Origin of the sequence: Candidatus Sulfotelmatobacter sp., assembly GCA_035504415.1 — a bacterium.
Taxonomy (GTDB): Bacteria; Vulcanimicrobiota; Vulcanimicrobiia; order Vulcanimicrobiales; family Vulcanimicrobiaceae; genus Vulcanimicrobium.
The window spans coordinates 1-22380 of sequence record DATJRY010000004.1; the positions used below are offsets into that span (position 1 = coordinate 1).

The window sequence follows — 22380 nt, forward strand, 5'->3', positions numbered from 1 at the left end:
CCCGGAAGCGGTATTCCTGTCGACGCACATCGTCGTCATGTCGCCCCGTCCGGGCCGGATCTACGACGTCATCGAATGCAATTTCCCGCGCGACCGGGAGCTCGAGATCCGGGAGACGCCCGAGTTCATCGCCGTCGCCAATCGTGTGAGGCACGGACTGCGCGAGGGCCATTCCTATGACGGGTGAGCCCTCACCCCCGACCCCTCTCCCCGAGGGAGAGGGGAGAACGGCGCCGCAGGTTTCCCTTCCCCCTCAGCGGGAAGGTCGCGCGAAGCGCCGGATGAGGGCGCAGCGATGAAATCTGCGCTGCCCATAGCGACCGTCGTGCTCGCCATTCTCGCGATCTGGTACGTGGCCGCGGCGCTCATGAATGCGTCCCTTCAGCGCGACCTTTTCGCCAACTCGGGCCAAGCCCATTATTCGACCCAGGAGCTCATCGTGGGCTCGCTTAACATGGAGCGGCCGAAGCTGCCCGCGCCGCACCAGGTCGCCAGCGAACTCTATAAGCTCGTCTTCGCCACCCCGCCGACGTCGAAACGCAGCCTCGTCTATCATGGGGTCATCACGCTTGAAGAGACGCTGATCGGCTTCGCCATCGGCTCGGCGCTCGGCATCGGGCTTGCCGTGCTCATCGTCTCCATGCGCTGGCTCGACCGCTCGATGATGCCGTGGATCGTGGCGTCGCAGACGGTGCCGATCATTGCGCTTGCGCCAATGATCGTCGTCATCTTGAACCAGTTCAACATCACCGGCATCGCGCCGAAGGCGGCGATTGCGGCCTATCTCTCGTTCTTTCCGGTAACCGTCGGCATGGTCAAGGGCTTCCGTTCGCCCGACCCGTTGCAGCTCGATCTCATGCGCACCTATTCGGCGACGCGGGCGCAGACGTTTCTGAAGCTGAGGGCGCCGGCCGGCGCACCGTTCTTCTTCGCCAGCATGAAGATCGCCGCCGCGGCGGCGCTGGTCGGCGCGGTGGTCGCCGAGGTCACCAAGAGCGAGGACGGCGGCTTGGGCGCGCGGCTCTTGGCCGGCTCCTATTATGGGCAGACCGTCCAGATCTGGGCCGCTCTGTTCGTCGCCGCGGCGCTGTCGGCGGCGCTGGTCGGCTTGATCGGCGTCATCGGGCGCATCGCCCAACGCCGCATGGCGTTTTCGTCATGACGTCCGGGCGCCTTGCGAACCTTCTGCCGCCCATCGCCTTCGGCCTCGCGGTGCTTGCGATCTGGGAAGCGGGAGTCCGGCTTTTCCACGTGCCGGCGATCATCCTGCCTCCGCCCTCGGCGATCGCAATGCGGCTCGCCACCTCCGTTCCCACCCTCGCCGCCGACTTCAACCAGACGATCCGAGGTGTGCTCGCGGGTTACGCCATCGGCTCGCTCGCCGGATTCGTGATCGCGGTCCTGATCGACCGCTCGCAATTCCTGCAACGCGGCCTCATGCCGATCGGCAACCTGGTCTCCGCGCTGCCGATCGTCGGCATCGCGCCGATCATGGTGATGTGGTTCGGCTTCGACTGGCAGTCGAAGGCCGCCGTCGCGGCGGTGATGACGTTTTTCCCGATGCTCGTCAACACGGTGGCAGGGCTCGAGGCGCCGGGCGCGATAGAACGCGACCTCATGCGGTCGTATACCGCCAGCGGTCCGCAGACGTTGGAAAAGTTACGGCTGCCGGCCGCGTTGCCGTTCATCTTCAACGCGCTCAAGCTGAACACGACGCTCGCGCTGATCGGCGCGATCGTCGCGGAGTTCTTCGGGACGCCCATCGTCGGCATGGGCTTCCGGATCTCGACGGAGGCCTCGCGGCTCGACCTCGACGTCGTCTGGGCGGAGACGCTGCTCGCGGCGATCACCGGCTCGGCGTTGTTCTTCGGGATCGCTTGGCTCGAACGAAGAGTCACCTTCTGGCGCCCGGCATTCCAGTCCACGACCGAAAAGGAGATGCGATGAGTCTCGGCAGGATCGTTCCCGCGGCCGTTTGCGCGTTCTTGCTGCTGGGCGGAAGCGCCAGCGCGGCGGATCACCTCACCTTGCAGCTCAAGTGGGTGACTCAAGCCCAGTTCGCCGGTTACTACGTCGCGCAGGCGAAGGGCTTCTACAAGGATGCCGGGCTCGACGTCACCATCAAGCCGGGCGGCCCCGACATCGATCCCTCGCAGGTGTTGGCCGCCGGCGGCGCCGACGTGATCGTCGAGTGGATGCCCGCCGCCTTGGCGGCACGCGAAAAAGGCGTGCCGGAGGTGAACATCGCGCAGGTCTTCCAACGTTCCGGCCTGGAGTTGACCTGCCGCAAGGACAGCGGCGTTCGCACGCCGGCCGACTTCCGCGGGAAAACGCTCGGCGTGTGGTTCTCGGGCAACGAGTACCCGTTCTTGTCGTGGATGAGCAAGCTCGGCTACAAGACGGACGGACCTCCCAACGGCGTCACCGTGCTCAAGCAAGGCTTCAACGTCGACCCGCTCTTGCAGAAGCAGGCCGCCTGCATCTCGACCATGACCTACAACGAGTACTGGCAGCTGATCGAAGCCGGCATGCAGCCCTCGCAGCTGGTCGTCTTCAAGTACGAGGACGAGGGCGTCGCCACGCTCGAGGACGGTCTCTACTCGACCGAAAACCGCATCAGCGATCCGGCCATGCGCAGCCGGCTGGCGCGCTTCGTCAAGGCGTCGATGCGCGGTTGGGCCTACGCGATCAGCCATCAAGCCGAAGCGGTCAACATCGTGATGGCGGCCGACACGTCGGGGGCGCTGAACGCCGCGCACCAAACGCGTCAGATGAGCGAGATCGCGAAGCTCGTCGAGGGGCCGCAGAAGCCGGGCTATCTCGACGAAGCCGCGGCGAACCGCACCGTTCGCGTCCTGCTCGGGGGCGCGAGCAAACCGGTCATCACGCACCCGCCGACCGGCGCGTGGACGCACGCCGTCTGGCAGGAAGCGTTCGCGAAGTGACGATGCCCATCCCGACCGCGTGGGTGCTCATCACCCTCGAGTTCGGCACCCTGCTCTACGTCGTCTGGCTCCCGCTGATGCCCGCCGTGTACCGCAAGCCGCTCCAACGCGGAGACCTGAGCACCGAGGACGCGGAGCGCCGCTACAAACGCTTGACGATCGGGCTGATCGTCTACGGAGGCGCATTGTTGTTCGGAGCCACCCCCCAGCTCGGAGACAGCGGTACGTTGGGCGCCGCGGCCTGGTGCGGCATCGTCTTGGGCGTCATCGCCGTCATCGTCGGCGTGGTCGTCCGCCGCAGCGTGCACCGACGAATCACGGCGGTCACCTCGTCGCGATGACGGGACGCTGCGGGTGACGCCCGACCGCTACTTCGTCTTGGCGTAGGCGTCGGCGAGGTCGCCGATCGCGCCGTCGAGCGCGGCGGTGACCTCGTCGAGCTGATCGTCCTCGATGGTGAGCGGCGGACCGATGTGCATGACGTCGTACCGGCCCCACGCGAAGACGCCGCGCTTGGCCAGGCCGGCGAAGAGCGTCGGCATGATGCCCGCGTTCTTCCCTTGCCACGGCACCAGCGGCGTGCGCTTCGCGCGGTCGCTGACGAACTCGAGCGCGAAGAATGCGCCCACGCCGCGCACGTCGCCGACGATCTCGTGTTTGTCGCGCAGCTTCTCGAGCCGCGCGCGAATCTTCGCTTCGAGGGCAGCGGCACGCGGGAAGATACCGTCGCGCAGGTAAGCCTGCACGGCGGCGAGTCCGGTCGCCATCGAGACCGGGTGCCCCGAATACGTGTGGCCGCCAGGTACCGGGCGCGCGTCGAAGGCCTTGGCGAGGTTCTCGCGCACCAGCACGCCGCCGAGCGGGACGTAGCCCGAGGTCACGCCCTTGGCGAAGCTGATCATGTCGGGAACGACGCCGAACTTCTCCGCGCCGAACGCGGCGCCCGTGCGCCCGAAGCCGGTCATCACCTCGTCGAGGATCATGACGATGCCGTACTCGTCGCACAGCGCGCGCACGCCGGCGAGATAGCCGGGCGGGAAGACGATGACGCCGTTCGACCCGACGACGCTCTCGATCAGGATCGCGGCGACGCTGTTCGCGTTCTCCGCTTCGATCGTCTCGCGCAGATGCGCCAGCGCGCGCGCCGTCTCTTGGGCCGGATCGTCGGTGAAGAACGGGCTGCGATACGGATAGGGCGCCCAGAAGTGCACGACGCCGGTCATCACGCTGCCGGGCTCGTTGAACCAGCGGCGGTTCTCGCCGGTCAGCGTCGCCGCGCCGGTGGCCGAACCGTGGAACGAGCGGTACGCGCTGAAGACCTTCGAGCGGCCCGTCAGCGCGCGGGCGAACTTGACCGCGTCTTCGTTCGCGTCGGCCCCGCCGACGGTGAAGAACGAGCGGCAGCCTTCGCCGCCCCACGGCGCGATCGCGCTGAGCGCTTCTCCCAGCTCGGCGCGCTTGTCGTTGAACCAGCTCGGCGGGCTGAAGCACAGCCGGTCGATCTGCTCGTGCATCGCCTGGATGACCGACGGGTAGCCGTGACCCAGGTTGACCGCGATCAGCCCCGCGGTCAGGTCGGCGTAGCGCTTGCCCTCGGAGTCGTACAGGTAGATCCCCTCGCCCCGGACGATGACCGGCGGCGGCGGACCACCCGACTGCGTCCAGGGGGTCAGCACGTAGCGCGCGTGGAGGCTCTGCAGGTCCTTCGACGAGGCGATCATCGGGTGGTGTTCGCCGCGCGGCGCGGCGGGTCCGCCGCCGCGAACAGCTCGGGCAGCGCCAGCGCGAAGCCCGGCAGGGCCTCGTGCGCGAGCACGTCGTCTCGGGTTTGGTCTCCGGGAGGACGATCTCGTGGAGCGACATCGGTTCACGCCGACCTTATCACGCGCTGCGCGCGCGACAAGGTCAGCGGCCGATGAGCTGGTGGACGCCGTTCGACGCCAGCTGCCAGAGATGCGCGGCCAGCGGCGGCACGAACTCGGCGAACGCGAACACGCCCGCCAGCGTGCGCGTCGGCCCGACCAGCACGAGCGGAATGCCGATCAGCACGATCGCGAGCAACAAGCCCAACAGCGGACCGAAGCCGCGCAGCGGCGTGCGCGCGACCATCGTGCCCGCCGCGTAGTCGCCGAGTCGGCGACGGGCCGGAAACGGCACCATGATGCCGCCGATCAGCAGCACGTCGATCGGCCGCAGCACGCCGCGCAAGAACGCGCGCGTGAGACCGATCGTGCGCGTGCCGCGCGCGTAGACGTGCAAGCCGAACAGGAGCTTGCCGATCGTCGTCCCGGTGAACGCCTCCGCGACCCACACGTAGACCAGCGCGATCGCGATGCCCAGCCCGAGCGTCGCGTCGAAGCCCCGTTGCGTGTTGGTCGGCAGGCCGGTGATCGGGTTGATCGCGATCAGGGCGTAGCAGAGCAGCGTGACGACGCCGGCGACGAGCGCGAGGTCGACGCCGAACGCGAACAGCCGCGCGAACGCGTCGCCCAGCGGATGCCCCGTCGGCGGCCGCCGCGCGATGCCCGCGTAGCGTGGCGGCGGCCCCTCGACGAAGTGCGCGTCCTCGACCTCGACGACGGGCGCGCGCGGGGGCGGCTGCGGCGGCGGCTCGACCGCGTGCATCGCGATGGTCGGATCCTCGGGCGGCGGCGGCGTGCCGGGCGGCGGGGGTTGCATCGTGCGCATGTACCGTCCCCTACCGGCCCAGGTGTCATCCGGCGGTCGGCGGCAGGCCAGGAGAGACGTGCAGGCAGGCGAACTGGCTGCTTTGGGGCCTGCCATCGCGTCCGCTTCGTGCAGTCGCCGGCCACGATCTTTCCGCCGATCTACATCGCCCAGACGTACCGGTATCGCCCGGGCCCGTGCGGTATGGTGGTGACCTGGCAACCCGCCAGCATCGCCATCCCCTCGCGGGCGCCGTACGTCACGGTCAACGCGACCAACGGCTCGCGCCGCGTAATCGTGCGCTGATCGCCCGCTCGCGGCGGGTGGCTAGACGAAGCCGCTCGCCGCGGTCGCGCCCTTTTTCTGCAGCTCGGCCTGGCGCAGCTCGACGCGCCGTATCTTGCCCGAGCGCGTCTTGGGCAGCTCGGCGATGAACTCGATCGCGCGCGGATACTTGTACGGCGCGGTGACGCGCTTGCAGTGCTCCTGCAGCTCCTTCACCAGCGCTTCGGACGGTTCGTTGCCCGGCCGCAGCACGATGAACGCCTTGACGATGTTGCCGCGGTCGGGATCGGGCGAACCGACGACCGCCGACTCGAGCACCGCCGGGTGCTCGAGCAGCGCGCTCTCGACCTCGAACGGGCCGATGCGATACGCGCCCGAGGAGATGACGTCGTCCGCGCGCCCGACGAACCAGAAGTAGCCGTCGTCGTCGACTTGCGCGCGATCACCGGTGAGATACCATTCGCCGCGGCGCGACGCGCGCGTCTCGTCGTCGTTCTTGTAGTAGCCGGCGAACAGCGAGGGCGGATCGCCGCGCAGCGCGATGTCGCCGACGTCGCCCGGCACGCACACGTTGCCCTGCTCGTCGACGACCGCCACGTCGTGACCCGGCATCGGCTTGCCCATCGAGCCCAGTCGCACCGGCAAGCCCGGCACGTTGGCGACCAGCAGCGTGTTCTCGGTCTGCCCGTAGCCGTCGAGGATCGTCAGCCCGAACGCCTCGCGCCAACGCTCGATCACCTCGGGGTTGAGCGGCTCGCCGGCCGAGACGCAATGGCGCAGCTTCGGCAGCTTCCACTCGTTCAGGTTGGGCAGCTTCGCTTCGAGGCGGTATTCGGTCGGCGCCTGACAGAGCACGGTCACGCCGAGATCGCGGATCATGTCCATCCGCTCGGTCGGGACGAACGCGCCTTCGTGCAGCACGATCGCCGAGCCGCACGACCACGGCCCGAGCAGCACGTTCCAGATCGACTTGGCCCAGCCGGTCCCGGCGGTGCACCACACCACGTCCGTCGGCTTGGCGTCGAGCCACGCCGCGGCTTGCAGCCGCTTCGCCCACGTGTAGGCGACGCGGTGCACGACGCCCTTGGGGTCCTTGGTCGTGCCGCTGGTGTAGACGATGTAGGCCATGTCGCCGGCCTGCGTCGGCGTGCCGGCGAACGGCTGCGCGGCGCGCACGAGCGGGTCGGCGGCGGTCCAGCCGTCGCGCGTGCCGCCGACGAGCAGCCAGATGCGCAGGTCGGGCGCGTCGGCGGCGATGGCGTCGATCTCCCCGGCGTTGCTGACGTGGCCGATGACGGCGACCGCGCCGCTGTGGTTCGCGCGGTACAGCAAATCTTTCGCGCGCAGCTGCTCGGCGCCGGGAACGGCCACCGCGCCGATGCGCAAGAGCGCGGTCATGCAGAACAGCCAGTCGGGGATCTTCGGCAGCACGACGATGACGCGATCGCCCGCACGCACGCCCGCGTCGCGCAAGACGGCCGCCCACCGCTGTGAGGCGTCGGCGATCTGCGCGAAGGTGTAGTCGGTGCGCGCGCCCTGCGCGTCGATCGCGACCAGACCCAGGCGGTCCGCTCGCGCGAGCTGGTCGACGACGTCGCGCGCGAAGTTGAAGTCCGCGGGGACGTCCCAGGTGAAGGTTCCGGCTGCCATGGGCCCAGGATTCGCAGGCCGCCCCGGGGTACCCGCCCCCATGCCAGCCTTCGATCCGGCCCGCATCCTGCGTGCTTCGAGCATCCGGTACGGCAAGCTCCGGGTGCGCGGCGTGCCGGCGATCCTCTTCGGCGCGAGCGCGATCGTCGTCGCGGTCGGCGCGATGCGCGCGGTGGTTGCTTCCGCGCCGCATCTCAGCGACACCCTGCGTGAAGGCGCCAAGCTCGTCGAGGCCGTCCGCAAGGACCAGCCGCGTCTCAAAGCCTAGGCCACCCGCCTAGGCTTTCAGCACCCGGACGACCCGGTAGTCGCCGTCGTAAAGGCGCACCAGCTGGACGTCATAGCCGCCGCGCGCACCGCGGTAGCGCACCAGCGAGGTCGAACCGTGCGGGCCCGGCCGCACGATCACGCTGAAACCCGACTCGTCGAAGCGCCGCGTACAGCCTGCGTCGCGGCCGCAGATGCGCGGGCGGACCTCCGTGACCGCGACCGCGAGCGGATCGCTCGCGCGGCCGTGCTTGCCGAAAAGCCCGTTGAAGATGTTTTCCGGTGCGAGTTGCACCGCGCCGATGCGCCAGCCGGCCGTTTCGTGCACGAGCACGATCGTCCCGGCGTACCACGCCAGCGTCTGCACGCCGCCGCGCAGCGCGTACCGGCGCTCTTCGACGAACACCTGCGCGCGCGTCACCGTTCCCGACTGCTCGACGGCTTGCAGCAAGTCGACGTGCGCGACGTCGTCGAAGCTCGCCACGAAACGGGCGCGCGACTCGCTCGCGCGCCGCGCGCTCGAGAGCAGCTCGTAGGCGCGCGCGAACGGCGCTTCACCCGCCCCGATCGTTCCGCCGCCGGCGCGCATCGCGCCGGCGCCCGCGCCACGGCCGAGCAGGTCGTACCACGCTTGCACCGCGTCGAACGGCGTGTCCGTGCGCACGGCCGCGGGAGCGGCGGCGAGGAACGCTGCGAGCGCGAACACGCCGACCATCGCCCGGAGAACGCGCCCCGGCCTACAAAAGTCGCGCCCCGGCGAAGGCCAGGATCGCGACGACCACCCACCGCAGCGCGAGATCGTGCAGCTTGCCGGCGAGCCGGCTGCCGATGTAGACGCCGGGCAACGATCCGCACAAGAGTCCGGCGGTGAGCCGCCAGTCCACGTCGCCGAAACGCGCGTGACCGAACGCGGCGATCGGGACGATGGCGGCGGCGAACGCGATCTCCGAGCCGACCAGCCGGCGCAGGACGATTCCCGGGCCGAACAAGAGCAGCAACGGCAGCGTGATCGAGCCCGAGCCGATCGACGTCAGCGCGACGAGGAACCCGACCACCAAGCCGATCGCGATGTTGGCGCCCAGCGAGCCGGGCCGCTGATCGTTCTCTTTGCGTATCCGAAAGAAGCGCTGCGCCAAGATCGCGGCGCAGGCGATGAGGATCGCGATCCCGATGGCGTGTCGCGTGACGTGCTGCAAGGTCTTGGGATCGACGTGCGCGCGCAGCGCGCCGAACGCGATCAGCCCGGCGACGGCACCGACGACGCCGCCCATCGTCAGCTGGCCGACCAGCTTGCCGTCGACCGTGCCCTGTCGCCAGTGCACGATCGCGGCCAAGAGCTTCGTCGGGACGCTGTAGACCAGGTCGGTCCCGACCGCGACCACCGGCTGAACGCCGAGCACCAGGATCAGGATCGGCGCGAGCAGTGCGCTCCCGCCGACCCCCGAGACCCCCGCGACGAGCCCCACCACGAGGCCAGCTATCACCACCCGCGGATCGGGAATCATCACCTCATCCTTTTACGCACACCCACGGGCTGGTCCGTTCGTCGCACCGCAGGTGCACGAATTGACCGATCTTGAGCTGCGAGGGTTGCCGCGGGTCGCGCAGCCGCACGACCATCGTCATCTCCATCTCCATCCCCACGTGCGCGTGGTGATGGAGCGTGACCGTGCCGCGCGCGCGGTCGACCGCGACCACGTTGCCGTGGACGTCGGCGGTATACGGCGAGGCGACGGCGAGCAGCGCGGCGAGGACGGGCGTCACCATGGGATTAAGAGCCGGAATTCGGCGCGCAGCGGCGCGTTCCACTGCGTGGTGTTGAAGCCGTTGTCGACCTTGATGAGCCAGCGATGGTCGAGCAGGTTGTCGACGCGGAACTCGTAGCCGACGTACCGGCCGACCGGTGCGCGACCGACCGCTAGGTTCTCCTGGTAGTGCGCCGGCAGCCGTCCTCCGGTCCCGTTGAGGAACGCGACAGGGAAGCCCGAGCCGTACTGCGTCTCGAGCGTCACGAAACTCTTCAGATCCGGGCCGAAGTGACGCGTGACGTAGGCGTCGCCGGTGTAGGTCTCGTCGTGGTCTTCCGGTTCGAGCGTGAGATCGCTCACGTCGGGCGGCGGGAACAGGAACGTCCCGCCCGATACGCCGCCGGCCAGCGAGAGCGAGTACGTGAACGAGACGCCGACGTCGGTCGTGCGCGAGCTCTGCTGGTAGCGCCCGTCGATTCCGCGCGTGACGCCGATCGCGCTGTTGTAGACGGCGAACAGCGGCGTGTTGAGCAGGTTGGTGGTGTCGAGCACGTTGACGACGGTGCGATCGTACGCGTTGATCCACGCCTTGCGCCCGGCGCCGAAATCGTGCGCGATCCCGACCTGCAGCATCGTGTCGCGCTCGGGCTGCAGGTCGTAGATCGGGTTCGCCGTCGGCGAGGTGTCGGTGATGACGGCCTCGCGTCGCGTGTCTTCGAGCCCCGGGGCCGCGTAGTAGCGGCCGACGTAGGCGCTCGCGACGGTGGCCGGCGCGATCTGCTGGTCGATCTCGAACCGCGGGCTGACCTGCTCGCCCGAGACGTAGCCGGTGCTGTGGTCGTAGCGGATACCGGGCTTGATCGTCAGGTAGGGTGAGGGCTCCCACACATCCTCGACGTACGCGCCGGTGTTCGTGCCGCGCTGCGCGGTGACGTCGAGAAACGGCCCCGCTGCCGGACCGAACGGATTCTCGGCCGGCGCGAACGCGATCGCGACGTTGGAGTCGAAGTCTTCCTGCTGCAGATCGACGCCGTAGGTCAGCGTGTGCTGGCCGAAGCTGCGCGCGGCGATGAGCCGCAGGCCGACGTAGGCCGCCGAGCGATCCTGGAACAAGCCGTTCGACGGGCAGTCGAATCCGTTGACGACCGGGACCGGGCAGCTCTGCGGCGTGACGGCGGTGCCGATGATGTATCCCTGCACGTCGGCGTCGAGGTCGCCGTCGTAGACCACACGGTTGTAGCGCGTCCACGGCACGACCCGGAAGTACCCGTTGCCGTCGAGATCCTGGTGCGTGTACGAGAGCGCCAGGAAGCGGTCGTACTCGCGCTGCACGTCGTCCTGGTTCGGCAGCGAGACCTGGCCGGCGTTCAGGTCGTTCGGATCGGTGTTGATCGGGATCTGATAGGTCGCGTACTGGCTGGCCGCGTCGAGCGCCAGCGTGTCGTGCGCGCCCATCGCGTAGCCGATGCGCAGGAACTGATTGGCCGTCGAGGTGGCGTCGTGCAACGCGTCTTCCGCCGGCGTATCGAGCCCGCGGTCGGTCTCGAGGTTGTCGAGCGCGAGCGAGACCTGGAACTTCCCGGCGCTGAACTGCTTGATCAGCTCCGCGTCGTCGGTGCCCAGGTTGCCGGCGCCGAGGATCAAGACGCCGGGCGGCGGCGGGTTCGCGAAGGCGAGGCTGCGGACGTTGACGACGGCGCCCATGCGCTGACCGCCGAACTCGGCCGGGAAGTCGCCGGTGAACACCTCGATCGCGTCGGCCTCGCGCGGATCGACGAGGTTCGCGAAGTTGGAGCTGGTCGACGAGGGGAGCGGCGCACCGTCGAGCTCGTAGGTGACGCCGTGGAAACCGTCGACGACCGGCTCGTCGTATGAGAAGCGCACGACGCCCGGCAGCGTCTCGATGACGCGGTCGATCGTCGTGTTGGCGGGCAGCGTCGCGATCTGCGAGGCGGTGACGGTATTGTCGGTCGGCGGCGGACCTTGCGCGGTCGGAACCGCGACGACGGTATGCCCGATCGTCGGTGCGGCCAGCAGCGCGACCTCGAGGGTCGTGCCGGTGGCGACCTCGATCGGCAGCTCGGCGGGACCGGCCGGCGTGTCGGCGTGCAGCGTGTAGCGGCCGAACGGGACCGCCGGGAACGCGAAGTGTCCGGTCGCGTCGGTGCGCGCGGTCTGCCGCACCGACGGGCCGGTCAGCGTGACCAAGGCGTTCGCGATCGGCTGGTGATCGGGACGGGTCAGCGTGCCGCGCACGGCACCGACGACGTCTGCCCGCGCCGGTGCACCGAGCACCGTCACGAGAGAAAATATGAGGATGCCGCAGGCGCCGAGCGCCCTGGCGGCACGGGTGATGGACATGCGTACTCCGTTGAGCGGAAAAGCGTGAATGCGAGCGCGGCCCCGCGGGCGCGCGGAATCGGATTCAGGCAGTCAGCGGCGGAGCGCGAAGCCCGCTACAGCGGGCCAGAAAGCAGAGCGCGACCGGCCGGACCGGGCGCAGCGTGCGGGGCGCGTGGAGTCGGTCGTCCCGCTCGCGAACGGCGCGCAGCCATCCGACGAGCGCGGCCACGACGGTGGCCGTCGCCGCCGCCAGCCAGCCGGCAAGCCGCAGACCCAGCAGCGCGACGAGCGCTCCCGCGGCGCCGACGAGCGCGGCGCCCAGCCAGGGCGTGCCGCCGAGCGCGTCACCGACGCCGACGACGTGCCCGTACGCGACCAGCTGCTCGCTGAACTCCATGCTCAGCAGCGTGAGGAAGCCGCCGCCGGCGACGGCGAGGACGACCAGCCGCGGGTCGGCCGCGGTCAGCCGGCGCAGAACATTAGCGACGGCGTCTCCACGTTCGCGGCGCGCGGCGACGTCGAGCGCGATCCGCACGATGCCCGCGACGACGAGACCGGCGATGGCGAGCGAGACCGGCCCGACAGCAACGTGTCGACGGTCTGCGTAGTCGCCCCCACCCGTCAACCGGCCGGCGAGGTCGATCGCGCCGTGCGCGAGGGCCGCGGCGGCGAAGGACGCGAGCAAGACCGCCCCGATCGCGGCCAGCGCGACGGAGTATCGGCCCGCGATGCCGGAAGACCAGCCGAGGACTCTCACTACGCTGACGGTAGCACCCTCGACACGGCCCAGTTGAAGGTGCCGGCTGCCATGCAAGGGGGATTCGCAGCCGGGTTCCTCGCTCCCGTCGTCGAGAGCACCGGGCGGTACTAGCGTTTGAACGCCGTCACCCGCCAGGCCGGTACGGAACAGACCACGTACACCATCGCCGCATTGGCCGTGATGCTCGAAGGCAGGCACGCAACGCGACTCTCAAAGGTACGGTGTCCGTCGCCGAGATCGAATCCGCGTACGAGCCCGTCCTTGAACACCACGAACCCCGTGTGTCCGCTGGTCGTCATCGTCACCGCATCGCTCCTAGATGCCACGACTTGCCGCTCCTCGATGAACCTCGATTGCGGGCGAACGCTCCAGACGCCGCTGGCTCTCGTAAGATACAGCGTTCCGTCAATCGGGCCGGCCAAGAGCGTTCCGTCCGTGGAAACCAGTAAAGGCTGGGATTCAGGTTCCGATCGCGGGTATCGATACAAGCGCGAAACCACCGCGATGTAGATGTAGCGATCGTCTGCGACCGGAACCAGTTGCGAATATGCACCACCATTGGCATCGTCGACGACGAAACGGCGATAGTTTTCAGCGAAATCCGGCGCGTAGTAGTGCTGCGTGACGAGGTTTGCGTGCACCAGATCGATCTCACCGACGTCCAACCCGAGAAACGCAGATGGGCGGTCACCGGGATCTAGCAGTACGAGAACATTCTTGCCGCGTTTGGATATCACGCGCGCCGCCCCGCGAACGGCACCGACTTCGCGTCCGCTGTCCAAGCGATACTCGTCCATCGTGTAGACGAGCGAGGCGCCCAAACCGTTGAGCGGCTGCAACAAAAATGAATCCGCAAATGTCGGCAAGGTAAAGAACGAGCTGTCGATTCTGCGCCCAAATATTATTCGACCGAATTCGTCAAATTTGACGTAATTGTCGACGGCAGGCGCCGCGATCGATGCTCCGACGAGAAAGCCGCCCGACGGCGAAACGGCGGTGAACACGACCCCGTCGTCGTTCGGCCCCTCGGGAGTCTGCTTTGTCGAGCGGAACGTCCAAATCCAACGTATCGTCCCGGTCTGAGCGTCGACCGCCTCGACCGCAGCCCCGTGCTGCAGGCGCAGGAGCACCGTACCTCCGCTATAGACGGGGAGCGAGCTCTTCCGAGCGCACCATAGCCGTAGCCCGTCCCGCGCGCGAAAACCGCAAGTACCCCGAGGCGTAGCAAAAGCGACCATGCTGTTGCCGACCGCGAGATACGGTTGGTCGAGCAATGCACGAGACTCCGCACCTTCCCGCGACCATAAAGCGCCTCGAATTGCCGGCGTCCCCGGCGGCACGTCGACGCGACGAACGGGCAGGCTCGTCGAGCGTTGCTCGGGCTCCGCGGCCTCCGACGGCGCATGCGTGCAAGCAGCAATCGCAAGTATCACGGCGAGCGCGAGCCTAGCGGTATTGCTAGTCATGCGAAGCGGGGCCTTCTTCTCTAAGCTAAGAAGGCTACCCTCGTGGGCTGACTGCAACAGCTCGGAATTCCTGTCCACGCGTCCTCGGCAGCATTTGTGTTTGTAGAAAGGGTGTTTACGAATGGCTCGTACCGTGCTATTGGGACCAGCCGTTTTCCTTGCTTTGCTAATCGTGTGTGGCGCCGAGTCGCGCGCAACGGCGAGCGCACCACTGGCTCAATTGACACCGCAAGCTCCAGGCAGCGTCATCCAGGCAACGGGCTCGGTCGAGACGCTTTTTGACAAAGCACAGAACCTCAAGCTGACGAGCGATGCAGACTACGCGCCTTACATCGACGGCTCGATCACCGGCAGCGACCGCGCCTTGGCCATTCGGCTCATGAGACTGATGCCTCCCGCGGCTCGGGGTGACTTCATCTACGTCGACGAAGTAAACGATCGCATCTTCAGCAACAATCCCGCGCTCGCTGCTCGAGTCACGTATCACGATGATCTTCCGCCGCTGCCTTCGCACGACCCAAAGTACCTTGCGCGCAAAAGGAAGGGCACGACCTTCGCCCGCCCCAGCGGCTCCGCGGCTGTGGCGAGTAAGCGCAGTCCGCTCGACATGAACTACTCGAATACGTGCTCGCCACCGCAACCGTTCGAGGGCTCTGGACCGTACGCGCGACTCGTCTCGCAGTGCTCCTTCACCGGTGCGATCGGCTTCGTCGACATCGAATGTGGCTACTCCGACATGGACATCGGCGACTCCGGCAACACTTATTTCGAAGTCATCAACGGCCACAGCCAAAATGCGCAATCCTCCGAGGGCGGCCTGACGTACTACACCGACAATTGGGACGGTACGGCAGACCTGACCGGGATCGCCCCTTACTATCGAAATTCCGGTACTGGGAAGTACACGAATCTAAACGCAAATGGATTCCACTACGATTGCGGCGAGGTCATCACGATCGCGCACGGCCCGGTCGTCGGTACCGGACTCGAGTATACGTTTACCGGACTCCCGAGCGGCTACAACCCCTACACGTACTGGGCCGGGCAAATCATAAACTTCGATCACCCGGCTTGGGAGTTCGATAAACAAGCGCCGAATTGGGGCGCGTCCGGCAAGGATAGTGTTGGCGTGCCAACGCCGTGTACACAGTGTTCGATTGCCGAGGTGACCTCGATCGCTACCGAATGCTTCGACGAGAACGGCCAGTCATATGCCTGCGACGTAAACGATGGCTCAGTGTTCGGCGTGACGGATGACGGTCGAAACGCAATCGCTTGGAATCAAGTCGGATTCGGCGATTGGCTGACGGGATGTAATCAAAATGCATCGGTCTGCACGCTGGAGTACTCGACGACATATACGAATTACTACGGCGGGTTACAAGAGTACGACGCCGGCAACGATAATCCAGACATCGTCGCCGTCAATGGCGATGGGCCAAACCCCACGAGTTATGGGCCGTGGCAGACATACGTCGGGATCGCGCTACCTGACGACGATGACGGCTACGATGATCCGAACTACAATACGGCACGCGGCCCAGCCGGCTCATTCACGTCGAGCGGCCCCCCTACGTGCACCATCGACTCTTATGGATACTGCTTCGACTTCAAGGTCGGACACTTCACAGCAAACAGCGCGGGCACGGTTTACTACTATATTGAGAACGCGCAGCACGTCTTGCTCGAATACAGCGTAAGCAGACCTGACACGTGTCCCGAGACGTTGACGTGGAGCCCTGCCGAACCGAAGGTCGCCCTCGGCGATCCGAATCTGCCATAGGAGGGTGTATGAACCGTAAGCAGCTATTCAATCGCGGCGATTTCTTACTCTCCGGAACAGCACTCGGTCTGGCAGGGTGCTCTGCGACGTCGGCGTCGCGGCCGCCGGTCATCTCGACCAAATCGCCAAACCCAAATGAGGAATATCTCGTACTCTACCCTGACGCGATTACTTCTCAGGTATTGTACGCAGGCACGGTGCTGTTCACGAACTCCCTCGTGAATAACGTACTCAAGGTCATAAGCTTCAATCGTTTATCGATTTCGATCCCGCTCTTCACCGACACCGAGGCGGCCGAGGCACAACTTCCCGGACAGCCGATCGGCTTGCAGCCGAAACAGAGCACGAACTTCCAGCCTTGGCCTACGAAGGACAACAAGGGAATCATGTTCGCCTCAGGGTCGTCCAGAATCGCAGTGAAGCAGATCGATGAGGCGATACGGCTGCGCTTGTTCTCGAGGGGCATACCGAACGCGACATCGGAACTCTCGCTCGATTCGCGGGGCTTCATCACATTCAAGAACAATCAGCTCACCACCAGGAGCGCTCCTCTCAGCGTGAGCATTCGGCTTGCTGCATTTCGGACGAACGCGACGAGCACCAGTGCGCGCAAGGTCACGTTACGTGCGCGCAAAAAGGTGACCGGCCAAACAGCTTACGACTCGATTCGACCCGCTGGCGGCCGCAATGCCGCCGCGACCACCCGAAAAGCGATGCTGACCTCGCATATGGGAACGGCCGATGCGACGACGGTCGGCAGCGGTGTCGCCACCGGTGGAGGAGGAGGCGGGGGCGGCGTGATCGTCAGTGCTTGCACGTTAGGAACGATGGCACCATTGTCCGTGGCACGGAAGGCCGCGAGCGCCAGCCAGCAGGCATCCAGTGCATTGCTCGCGTCGGCGACGAGCTTAGTTGCGATCGTTCGGAACTATGAGAGCGTGCAGGCATCGCTCAGCGAGTGGATCGTCGACGTTGTCCTCAAGGGGGGGCTCTCGCTTCCGAACGCAGGCGGAATCGTTCCGGGTGCGGCACAGTCGAACGCGACCGTAGCGGCCGTCGAGATCGCGGCCTCGCTCTTCACTCTCGGGGGTACCGTAGACGCCTTGACTTCGCTGAGAGAGGGCTACGCCACTTTCCTGCGTGCGTCAGGTGCCGAGGCATAGTCAGTGACCGTCGGCATCGACCAGCGAGAGCGCAGAAGCATGCTTCACGTGAAGACGCGCCTTCTTGCTTGCGCTCCCGATGTCGACCCGAAACGTATAGCTGCCCGGAACTCGGAAGACGAATCCGGCGAGGGAGTTTATCTGCGCTTGGCTCCAAAGGAATGCCTTCGGGGGCTCAAGCCGAGCTTGCAGGATTTCTCCCCGCGGCGTTGTCACCGTGAGATGCGGAGCAGCCCCTGACGCGCGTCCTTCCCACACGATCACCAGGAACGGGGCGGTCGCCGCATCGACTCGAAAAGGGAATGCTGGCACCTCGAGTGAGTCGAATTTTTCGACAAGCTCGAGCGTTTCGCCGACCATGTGCCATCGCATGCAGAACGCGAGACGCACGGGCATCACTTCATGCGTGAATGCACTCGCTGATGAGTTCTCCACAATCGTCCTTCAACGAAGCGTACGCGGGTGTGGGTCGACGCGTCCGGTAGTCGGGCGTTTGTGCCCGACGACTTACGGTTCGACGAACTGGTCGAGTTTCCTGACGCGCGGTTCCCCGAGTTCTTCACTGCGATCCATGAGATCGAGGGGACCCTTCGCGCGCAGCGTCGACGGGCCGTCTTCTATCGGTTGTTGCTCCAGCGCGACGCCAACTCGTTCTCTCCACGCCTGGCGGGCGAAAGGCTTACCGATCTGGCGTACGTCAACGTGCCTTTTGCCGAGGTTCACCTTTTTTCCAGCGCGCAAGAGCTATGCTTTGCCCGCGCGGCGCAGTATCTCTTCGAGCACTTCAGCACCCACGACTTGCTGCGTGTGCTTTGCCAAGCACAACGACGCCTAGTGCCCGATCAAGTGGGCGCCGGTACGATCCGGTCAACGCCTGTGTGGATGGGCCGGCGTGCTACGCAAGTCGAGGACGCCTTCGTCATACTTACGCCGCCAGAATACGTTCGGCCGGCTCTTGAACGCTTCGCCTCGGCTCTCGATTCAGTTCCCCCAGAGTTCCGGCTAGCGAGCGTGGCGATGGCTCATTTTCAACTCGTCGCGATCCACCCATTTCGTGACGCGAACGGTCGTCTCGTCCGCGCGTTCACTCCGGCGCTAATGCGTAAGCTCGGACTACTTCGACAGCCTTCACTATTCGTAAGCGAGGAGCTTCGCCTGCGGCAATGGGAGTATTATCGCCGACTCGAATCACTTGAACACTTTGACGAGTTGTCGGCCTGGATATCGTTCTTTGTCCGCGTCTTGACGGCACAAGCGTGGCGCACGGTAACACTTCTACGCCTTACCGCGTACGTCCGATCTGACATCGCGGCGCGGTTCAAAGACGCCGGCGCCCCCACTTCGAGCGCTATCGCGCTCGCGGACGAGGTTCTCCTCAATCCGACGCTCTCACGATCTCGCATCGCGGCGGCATTGGGGCTGCACGAGCCGGAGTCTTCGGCGATTTTGAGCCGACTTACGGGTGCATATGGCTTGGCGAAATGCACCGACGATGATGATCCACTCTTTCAGTTCGGCGACATAGTCGAACTATTTCGCCAGGAGAAGTGATGGAACGTACGACGGTCGGCCGTTGGCACATGGACGCGCTCGTCGACGTTGCGCGTGAGCTCGGCGAGTGCGACCCACTGGCGGTTCTCGTCACTGGCTCCGTTGCGCTCGGGACCGCAACGGTCGAAAGTGATATCGACCTGTACGCCATCGTCCCGGATTGTCTTCCGACACGCGTCTTTCGACGGTCGCTCCGTTTGGGAGCGGACGTAGATCTTTGGATCATAGATGCGGGCTACGTGAGAGACAGCTTCTGGAACAACGCCGGGCTCCTCTACTGCTTCGCAGTGGGCATTCCCGTATTGGATTCGCACGGCATACTTTCGTCGCTCGTCGTCGAGGCAAAGATCCGCTACGCAGCTGGCCCCAGACCCATTGATCCGCAAATCGCGGCTCAGCTTCGCCATCGTATCGTGACGATTCTCGATGACTGCGAGCGCATGGCTCGAACGCAGGAGCGCCCAGATACGATGCTTTTCAGCAATTCTGCGCTCCGCACGATCCTCAAAGTGCACTGCGGTCTTACGCGCCTGTGGTCGCACGACGACCGCGTGATCATGGCGAACCTACGAGCCTACAGTCCAGCAGTCGCCAAGCTTACTGAGCGAATCTTGGACGAGACCACGGTAACGGGACGAGCCGAACTGCTTCGCGAGCTTGGCGAACTCGTGCTGGAGCCGCATGGGGGACTACTCCGATACTTCCAAACCTCTCTATAACGCAATTGTTCTCAGTCATACCCGTAAGCGTGCGCGAGCCTTTGAACCTCGGGTCGGAAGCCGCCGCGATCGGTTCGCCATCGAAGTGCGCCATCCAATCCGGGCACGCTGAACTGGGACCGCAGAGTCGGATCTCGGAAGAACTTCCGATCGCCGCCGCCGCTCAAGCCGGCTCTCGGCCGTGCGGCGAAGTCCCAACGCTCCGGGTGCAACGCCGTTTCGGCCATCGGAAGGCCGAGCCATGCGAAGATGTGCGGCAGAAAGCGGCCCGGCGCGGTCACCACGTCCTCGCCGCGCAAGCGGATCCAGCGGGCTTCATCGATCCCAGCGAGAAAGTCGTCTATTCGACGATGTCGTCGCAGCCACGAGTTCTGCGGATCGATCGCACCCGTATCCGAATCCATGACTCCATAGAAAATCGATTCGTCGTTTTCGAGCAAGCGCATCACGGTCGCCACGTCGTTCCCGTTGAGCATTGCCAGGAGCGTATCGACGAGCGATGCACCATAGCTCCGCGGGTGCCGAGTGAGGTGGATAAAGCGTGCACGCTTGGAGAAGAAGCGCTCGATCCTGGCCAAATGCTCCAGACGAGCGGTAGTCATCGGCGTCTTCTCGATGATCCTTCGGGGATGAGCGCGTTTGCGCAACTCGTCGAACACGGCACGGGTCGATCGGCGACGCTGGCGCCCGATCCATTCTTGTGCGGCGACGAGTGCGCCATCGGTTTGCCCTTCGAAGACCTGCTGTGCGACGGCGCGAATGAGGCCGTCGACAAAGATGCAATTGTCGGCATCACGCAAATATTCGGCCATCGTATCTCGTACGAAGAGGCACGTCTCAGGCAGCGCATAGAGTTCCGGATGACATCCCAGCATCGCCGAAACGACCGTACTAAACGACCTTCCGGGCGAAAGGATTACCAAAGGCGGCATGAGATCGCCAGCAAGACGAGACATGTAAACTCCAGGCCGGTGCAGGTACGCTTCGAGGAGAGCTCTTGCAAGTCTTTGTGTTAGGTGCGCCGCGCAGTGGTACGACGGTCGTCGGTAACTTTATTGCCTCGCATCCGCAGTGCAGCGACCTTGGGGAATACTACGGCTTTTACCTCACGCTCGACCAAGCTCCCCGCCTCATGCAGCGCATGCCGACGCCGCACAGAGATGCGTTCTTGGCGGACCTGTTCGAGGCTAGTGTCGGGTTTGCCGAGCGCACGTTGATCGACGGCCGATCCTTCTGGTGCGACCATACCCCGCACAACCTCTTGGTCGCCTCATCTCTCGTCGCACGGTTCCCGTCTGCGGTCTTCATTTTGATGCTGCGCCACTACCGGGGTTGCATCCAGAGCCTGCGCCGATCGTACGCCGAGGGATACCCCTGGGCTGGGATTCGTTTCATGGACAGCGCTCAACTGTGGGCCGACTTCTACGAACGCGTCGATGCGTTGCCGCCTGACCGCACGTTGCCGGTTTCGTACGACGCATTGTGCGCGGAGCCCGGCTCGGAAGTAGAGCGCATCACATCCTTCCTTGCAGATCGCGTGGGGGTTGCCGCGGCCGCTTTCGATCACGCCATCTTTGCCAGTAGTCATGCGACAAAGACCTCTCGCCCCACGCTCGCGACCACCGATGGCGCGACGACGTTCTTCCGCAGAAAGTCGTCGTTCGACGCAAACGCTTGGGGCGATGGGTATGAAGCGGCGGCCCACATCCACGTCGCCCCCGTCGACGCGTTGCTTCGGAAACGATACCCCGCTGTTTATCGCGAAGCGACGTCGGTTCCGGACTGCTGACTGAGGCGGAGCAACCGGGGACTCGCGCATAGCGGGCAGTCGGTCGCACGGCCTTTGATCCGCCCGCCGAGAGAGACGCGGCATGCCGGCCGACCCTCGCCTCAGCCGTGCCGACCTGTGCCCCGGCCGTTCGGATGACCGGCGAGCAGCGGGTCCCGGCATGGCGCGCCGCGTAAAAGGAGCGGTCGTGATCGACGAAGCGACGATAGCTGGGATCCTGCGGCAAACGATGCCCGACGCCGAGGTCCGGGTCTTCGACCTGACCGGCACCATGGACCACCTCGAGGTGTTCGTACGTACGAACGCGTTCGCGGGCGTCTCGCCGCTCGACCGGCACCGCATGGTCGAACGGGCCCTGGCGCCGGCCCGCGCCGACGGACGCATCCACGCGCTCCAGATTCGCACCGCTACCCCTGAGGGATGACATGACCGACCTGAAAGACGAGATCACGCGCGAGATCGCCGACAACACGATCCTCGTCTACGGCAAGGGCACGAAGGACGCGCCGCGCTGCGGGTTCACGGCCGAGACGATCCAGTTCTTCAACGCCTTCGGCTACCCGTTCGAGGTCGTCGACGTCCTCGAGAACGTGCCCAAGCGCCAAGCACTCTCCGAGCTGACCGACTGGCAGACGCTGCCCAAGGTCTTCATCAAGGGCCAGTTCTACGGCGACACCGACATCCTCGAGCCGATGGCCCGCAGCGGCGAGCTGACGAAGGTGCTCGAAGCGGCGTTCGCAGGGACCGGCGTACAACCGACGATCCAGCTGCGCTAGCCGTTGCTGGAGCTCTATCCGCACGGGGGCGAAGCCGATTGGCTTCGCTCCTTCCGTTTCGCGGTCGACGTGCGCCCGCGGTTCTGCGAGACCGACGGCCTCGGGCACGTGAGCAACACCGTCTACACGACGTACTGGGAGCTGGCGCGCCTGCAGTACCTCGCGCACGTCGGCGAAGCCGACGACGCCCCGCGCCGCGCGTTCCCGTTCAATCACATGGCCGCCGAGATCGCGATGCGGCTGCTGCGCCCGTGCTTCTACGACGAGCCGCTCGCGGTCCACGCGCGCGTCGTCGCACTCGGCCGCTCGTCGGCCGTGATGGAGCACGCGCTGGCGGCCGGGACGGACATCCGCGCGATCGCGCGCATCGCGTTCGTCGCCAGCGACGGTGAACGCACCGTCCCGTGGACACCGGGCCAGCGCGCGAAGCTCGAGGCCTTCGAGCAACGCGCGCTGCCGGCGCCCTAG

At 65.9% G+C, this 22380-nt stretch carries 26 protein-coding genes; 15 read left to right on the plus strand and 11 right to left on the minus strand.

Annotated features, from left to right (window positions below; genetic code table 11):
- The 5 genes from VMD91_00965 to VMD91_00985 all read left to right on the plus strand — a co-directional run.
- A partial coding sequence (locus tag VMD91_00965; protein ID HTW82617.1) for a hypothetical protein occupies window positions 1–187 on the plus strand: 187 nt, incomplete at its 5' end.
- Between the two features lie 108 nt (window positions 188–295).
- Window positions 296–1162, plus strand: coding sequence for an ABC transporter permease subunit (locus VMD91_00970; GenBank protein ID HTW82618.1), 867 nt, complete (start codon window positions 296–298; stop codon window positions 1160–1162).
- Entirely contained in the window at window positions 1159–1947 is a 789-nt protein-coding gene (locus VMD91_00975; GenBank protein HTW82619.1) for an ABC transporter permease, read from the plus strand. The genes VMD91_00970 and VMD91_00975 overlap by 4 nt, the downstream gene beginning before the upstream one ends.
- Window positions 1944–2945 carry an ABC transporter substrate-binding protein gene (locus tag VMD91_00980; protein ID HTW82620.1) on the plus strand — a complete coding sequence of 334 codons (1002 nt, stop codon included), beginning with the start codon at window positions 1944–1946 and terminating at the stop codon, window positions 2943–2945. The genes VMD91_00975 and VMD91_00980 overlap by 4 nt, the downstream gene beginning before the upstream one ends.
- Window positions 2942–3286 (plus strand): hypothetical protein, encoded by a 345-nt coding sequence (locus VMD91_00985; GenBank protein HTW82621.1) that lies wholly within the window; start codon window positions 2942–2944, stop codon window positions 3284–3286. Before VMD91_00980 ends, VMD91_00985 begins: the two co-directional genes overlap by 4 nt.
- 27 nt (window positions 3287–3313) lie before the next feature.
- On the opposite strand, the gene VMD91_00990 is transcribed toward VMD91_00985, so the two are convergent.
- Window positions 3314–4666, minus strand: a complete 1353-nt coding sequence (locus VMD91_00990; protein ID HTW82622.1) for an aminotransferase class III-fold pyridoxal phosphate-dependent enzyme — start codon at window positions 4664–4666, stop codon at window positions 3314–3316.
- A 184-nt stretch (window positions 4667–4850) separates the two neighbouring features.
- Window positions 4851–5633 carry an RDD family protein gene (locus tag VMD91_00995; protein ID HTW82623.1) on the minus strand — a complete coding sequence of 261 codons (783 nt, stop codon included), beginning with the start codon at window positions 5631–5633 and terminating at the stop codon, window positions 4851–4853.
- A gap of 108 nt (window positions 5634–5741) precedes the next feature.
- Here VMD91_00995 and VMD91_01000 point away from each other — a divergent pair, with 108 nt between their 5' ends.
- Entirely contained in the window at window positions 5742–5918 is a 177-nt protein-coding gene (locus VMD91_01000; GenBank protein HTW82624.1) for a hypothetical protein, read from the plus strand.
- A gap of 21 nt (window positions 5919–5939) precedes the next feature.
- On the opposite strand, the gene VMD91_01005 is transcribed toward VMD91_01000, so the two are convergent.
- The gene (locus VMD91_01005; GenBank protein ID HTW82625.1) at window positions 5940–7547 is read right to left on the minus strand and encodes an AMP-binding protein; all 1608 of its coding nucleotides are present in this window, start codon (window positions 7545–7547) and stop codon (window positions 5940–5942) included.
- A 40-nt stretch (window positions 7548–7587) separates the two neighbouring features.
- Between VMD91_01005 and VMD91_01010 the strand changes: the two genes are divergently transcribed.
- The gene (locus VMD91_01010) at window positions 7588–7815 is read left to right on the plus strand and encodes a hypothetical protein (GenBank protein ID HTW82626.1); all 228 of its coding nucleotides are present in this window, start codon (window positions 7588–7590) and stop codon (window positions 7813–7815) included.
- A gap of 9 nt (window positions 7816–7824) precedes the next feature.
- Here VMD91_01010 and VMD91_01015 read toward each other — a convergent pair whose 3' ends face one another.
- The 6 genes from VMD91_01015 to VMD91_01040 form a co-directional block, all read right to left on the minus strand.
- The gene (locus tag VMD91_01015) at window positions 7825–8520 is read right to left on the minus strand and encodes a hypothetical protein (protein ID HTW82627.1); all 696 of its coding nucleotides are present in this window, start codon (window positions 8518–8520) and stop codon (window positions 7825–7827) included.
- Window positions 8521–8551: 31 nt separating this feature from the next.
- Window positions 8552–9319 (minus strand): sulfite exporter TauE/SafE family protein, encoded by a 768-nt coding sequence (locus VMD91_01020; GenBank protein HTW82628.1) that lies wholly within the window; start codon window positions 9317–9319, stop codon window positions 8552–8554.
- Window positions 9320–9323: 4 nt separating this feature from the next.
- Window positions 9324–9581 (minus strand): copper-binding protein, encoded by a 258-nt coding sequence (locus VMD91_01025; protein HTW82629.1) that lies wholly within the window; start codon window positions 9579–9581, stop codon window positions 9324–9326.
- Complete coding sequence (locus VMD91_01030; GenBank protein ID HTW82630.1) at window positions 9575–11923, minus strand: TonB-dependent receptor; 2349 nt, start codon at window positions 11921–11923, stop codon at window positions 9575–9577. Before VMD91_01030 ends, VMD91_01025 begins: the two co-directional genes overlap by 7 nt.
- Before the next feature lie 64 nt (window positions 11924–11987).
- Entirely contained in the window at window positions 11988–12662 is a 675-nt protein-coding gene (locus tag VMD91_01035; GenBank protein HTW82631.1) for a hypothetical protein, read from the minus strand.
- Between the two features lie 110 nt (window positions 12663–12772).
- Window positions 12773–13795 carry a hypothetical protein gene (locus VMD91_01040; protein ID HTW82632.1) on the minus strand — a complete coding sequence of 341 codons (1023 nt, stop codon included), beginning with the start codon at window positions 13793–13795 and terminating at the stop codon, window positions 12773–12775.
- A 457-nt stretch (window positions 13796–14252) separates the two neighbouring features.
- On the opposite strand from VMD91_01040, the gene VMD91_01045 reads away from it, so the two are divergent.
- Window positions 14253–15914: a hypothetical protein gene (locus tag VMD91_01045; GenBank protein ID HTW82633.1), complete on the plus strand. Its 1662-nt coding sequence runs from the start codon at window positions 14253–14255 to the stop codon at window positions 15912–15914.
- Between the two features lie 8 nt (window positions 15915–15922).
- Entirely contained in the window at window positions 15923–17077 is a 1155-nt protein-coding gene (locus VMD91_01050; protein ID HTW82634.1) for a hypothetical protein, read from the plus strand.
- Here the strand turns inward: VMD91_01050 and VMD91_01055 are convergent, their stop codons facing one another.
- Window positions 17078–17467, minus strand: a complete 390-nt coding sequence (locus VMD91_01055; protein ID HTW82635.1) for a hypothetical protein — start codon at window positions 17465–17467, stop codon at window positions 17078–17080. It abuts the gene before it with no gap.
- Window positions 17468–17539: 72 nt separating this feature from the next.
- Between VMD91_01055 and VMD91_01060 the strand changes: the two genes are divergently transcribed.
- Together VMD91_01060 and VMD91_01065 are read left to right on the plus strand one after the other, a co-directional pair.
- Entirely contained in the window at window positions 17540–18628 is a 1089-nt protein-coding gene (locus tag VMD91_01060; protein ID HTW82636.1) for a Fic family protein, read from the plus strand.
- A gap of 29 nt (window positions 18629–18657) precedes the next feature.
- Window positions 18658–19347 (plus strand): nucleotidyltransferase domain-containing protein, encoded by a 690-nt coding sequence (locus tag VMD91_01065; GenBank protein ID HTW82637.1) that lies wholly within the window; start codon window positions 18658–18660, stop codon window positions 19345–19347.
- A gap of 11 nt (window positions 19348–19358) precedes the next feature.
- On the opposite strand, the gene VMD91_01070 is transcribed toward VMD91_01065, so the two are convergent.
- Window positions 19359–20303, minus strand: coding sequence for a sulfotransferase (locus VMD91_01070; protein ID HTW82638.1), 945 nt, complete (start codon window positions 20301–20303; stop codon window positions 19359–19361).
- Window positions 20304–20344: 41 nt separating this feature from the next.
- Between VMD91_01070 and VMD91_01075 the strand changes: the two genes are divergently transcribed.
- The 4 genes from VMD91_01075 to VMD91_01090 all read left to right on the plus strand — a co-directional run bounded on the left by VMD91_01075 (window position 20345) and on the right by VMD91_01090 (window position 22380).
- The gene (locus VMD91_01075; GenBank protein HTW82639.1) at window positions 20345–21136 is read left to right on the plus strand and encodes a sulfotransferase; all 792 of its coding nucleotides are present in this window, start codon (window positions 20345–20347) and stop codon (window positions 21134–21136) included.
- A 187-nt stretch (window positions 21137–21323) separates the two neighbouring features.
- Window positions 21324–21560: a BolA/IbaG family iron-sulfur metabolism protein gene (locus VMD91_01080; protein ID HTW82640.1), complete on the plus strand. Its 237-nt coding sequence runs from the start codon at window positions 21324–21326 to the stop codon at window positions 21558–21560.
- A 1-nt stretch (window position 21561) separates the two neighbouring features.
- Entirely contained in the window at window positions 21562–21912 is a 351-nt protein-coding gene (locus tag VMD91_01085; protein ID HTW82641.1) for a glutaredoxin domain-containing protein, read from the plus strand.
- A gap of 3 nt (window positions 21913–21915) precedes the next feature.
- A complete protein-coding gene (locus tag VMD91_01090) occupies window positions 21916–22380 on the plus strand; it encodes an acyl-CoA thioesterase (protein HTW82642.1) in 465 nt (154 codons plus the stop codon).

Bases quoted from the DNA above. Each gene is read 5' to 3' on its own strand.
- VMD91_01010 (HTW82626.1), top strand. From the start codon at position 7,588: ATGCCAGCCTTCGATCCGGCCCGCATCCTGCGTGCTTCGAGCATCCGG.
- VMD91_00975 (HTW82619.1), top strand. From the start codon at position 1,159: ATGACGTCCGGGCGCCTTGCGAACCTTCTGCCGCCCATCGCCTTCGGC.
- VMD91_01025 (HTW82629.1), bottom strand. From the start codon at position 9,581: ATGGTGACGCCCGTCCTCGCCGCGCTGCTCGCCGTCGCCTCGCCGTAT.
- VMD91_01065 (HTW82637.1), top strand. From the start codon at position 18,658: ATGGACGCGCTCGTCGACGTTGCGCGTGAGCTCGGCGAGTGCGACCCA.
- VMD91_01085 (HTW82641.1), top strand. From the start codon at position 21,562: ATGACCGACCTGAAAGACGAGATCACGCGCGAGATCGCCGACAACACG.
- VMD91_01030 (HTW82630.1), bottom strand. From the start codon at position 11,923: ATGTCCATCACCCGTGCCGCCAGGGCGCTCGGCGCCTGCGGCATCCTC.
- VMD91_01005 (HTW82625.1), bottom strand. From the start codon at position 7,547: ATGGCAGCCGGAACCTTCACCTGGGACGTCCCCGCGGACTTCAACTTC.
- VMD91_01020 (HTW82628.1), bottom strand. From the start codon at position 9,319: ATGATTCCCGATCCGCGGGTGGTGATAGCTGGCCTCGTGGTGGGGCTC.
- VMD91_00970 (HTW82618.1), top strand. From the start codon at position 296: ATGAAATCTGCGCTGCCCATAGCGACCGTCGTGCTCGCCATTCTCGCG.
- VMD91_01045 (HTW82633.1), top strand. From the start codon at position 14,253: ATGGCTCGTACCGTGCTATTGGGACCAGCCGTTTTCCTTGCTTTGCTA.
- VMD91_01050 (HTW82634.1), top strand. From the start codon at position 15,923: ATGAACCGTAAGCAGCTATTCAATCGCGGCGATTTCTTACTCTCCGGA.
- VMD91_00990 (HTW82622.1), bottom strand. From the start codon at position 4,666: ATGATCGCCTCGTCGAAGGACCTGCAGAGCCTCCACGCGCGCTACGTG.
- VMD91_00995 (HTW82623.1), bottom strand. From the start codon at position 5,633: ATGCGCACGATGCAACCCCCGCCGCCCGGCACGCCGCCGCCGCCCGAG.
- VMD91_01070 (HTW82638.1), bottom strand. From the start codon at position 20,303: ATGTCTCGTCTTGCTGGCGATCTCATGCCGCCTTTGGTAATCCTTTCG.
- VMD91_00980 (HTW82620.1), top strand. From the start codon at position 1,944: ATGAGTCTCGGCAGGATCGTTCCCGCGGCCGTTTGCGCGTTCTTGCTG.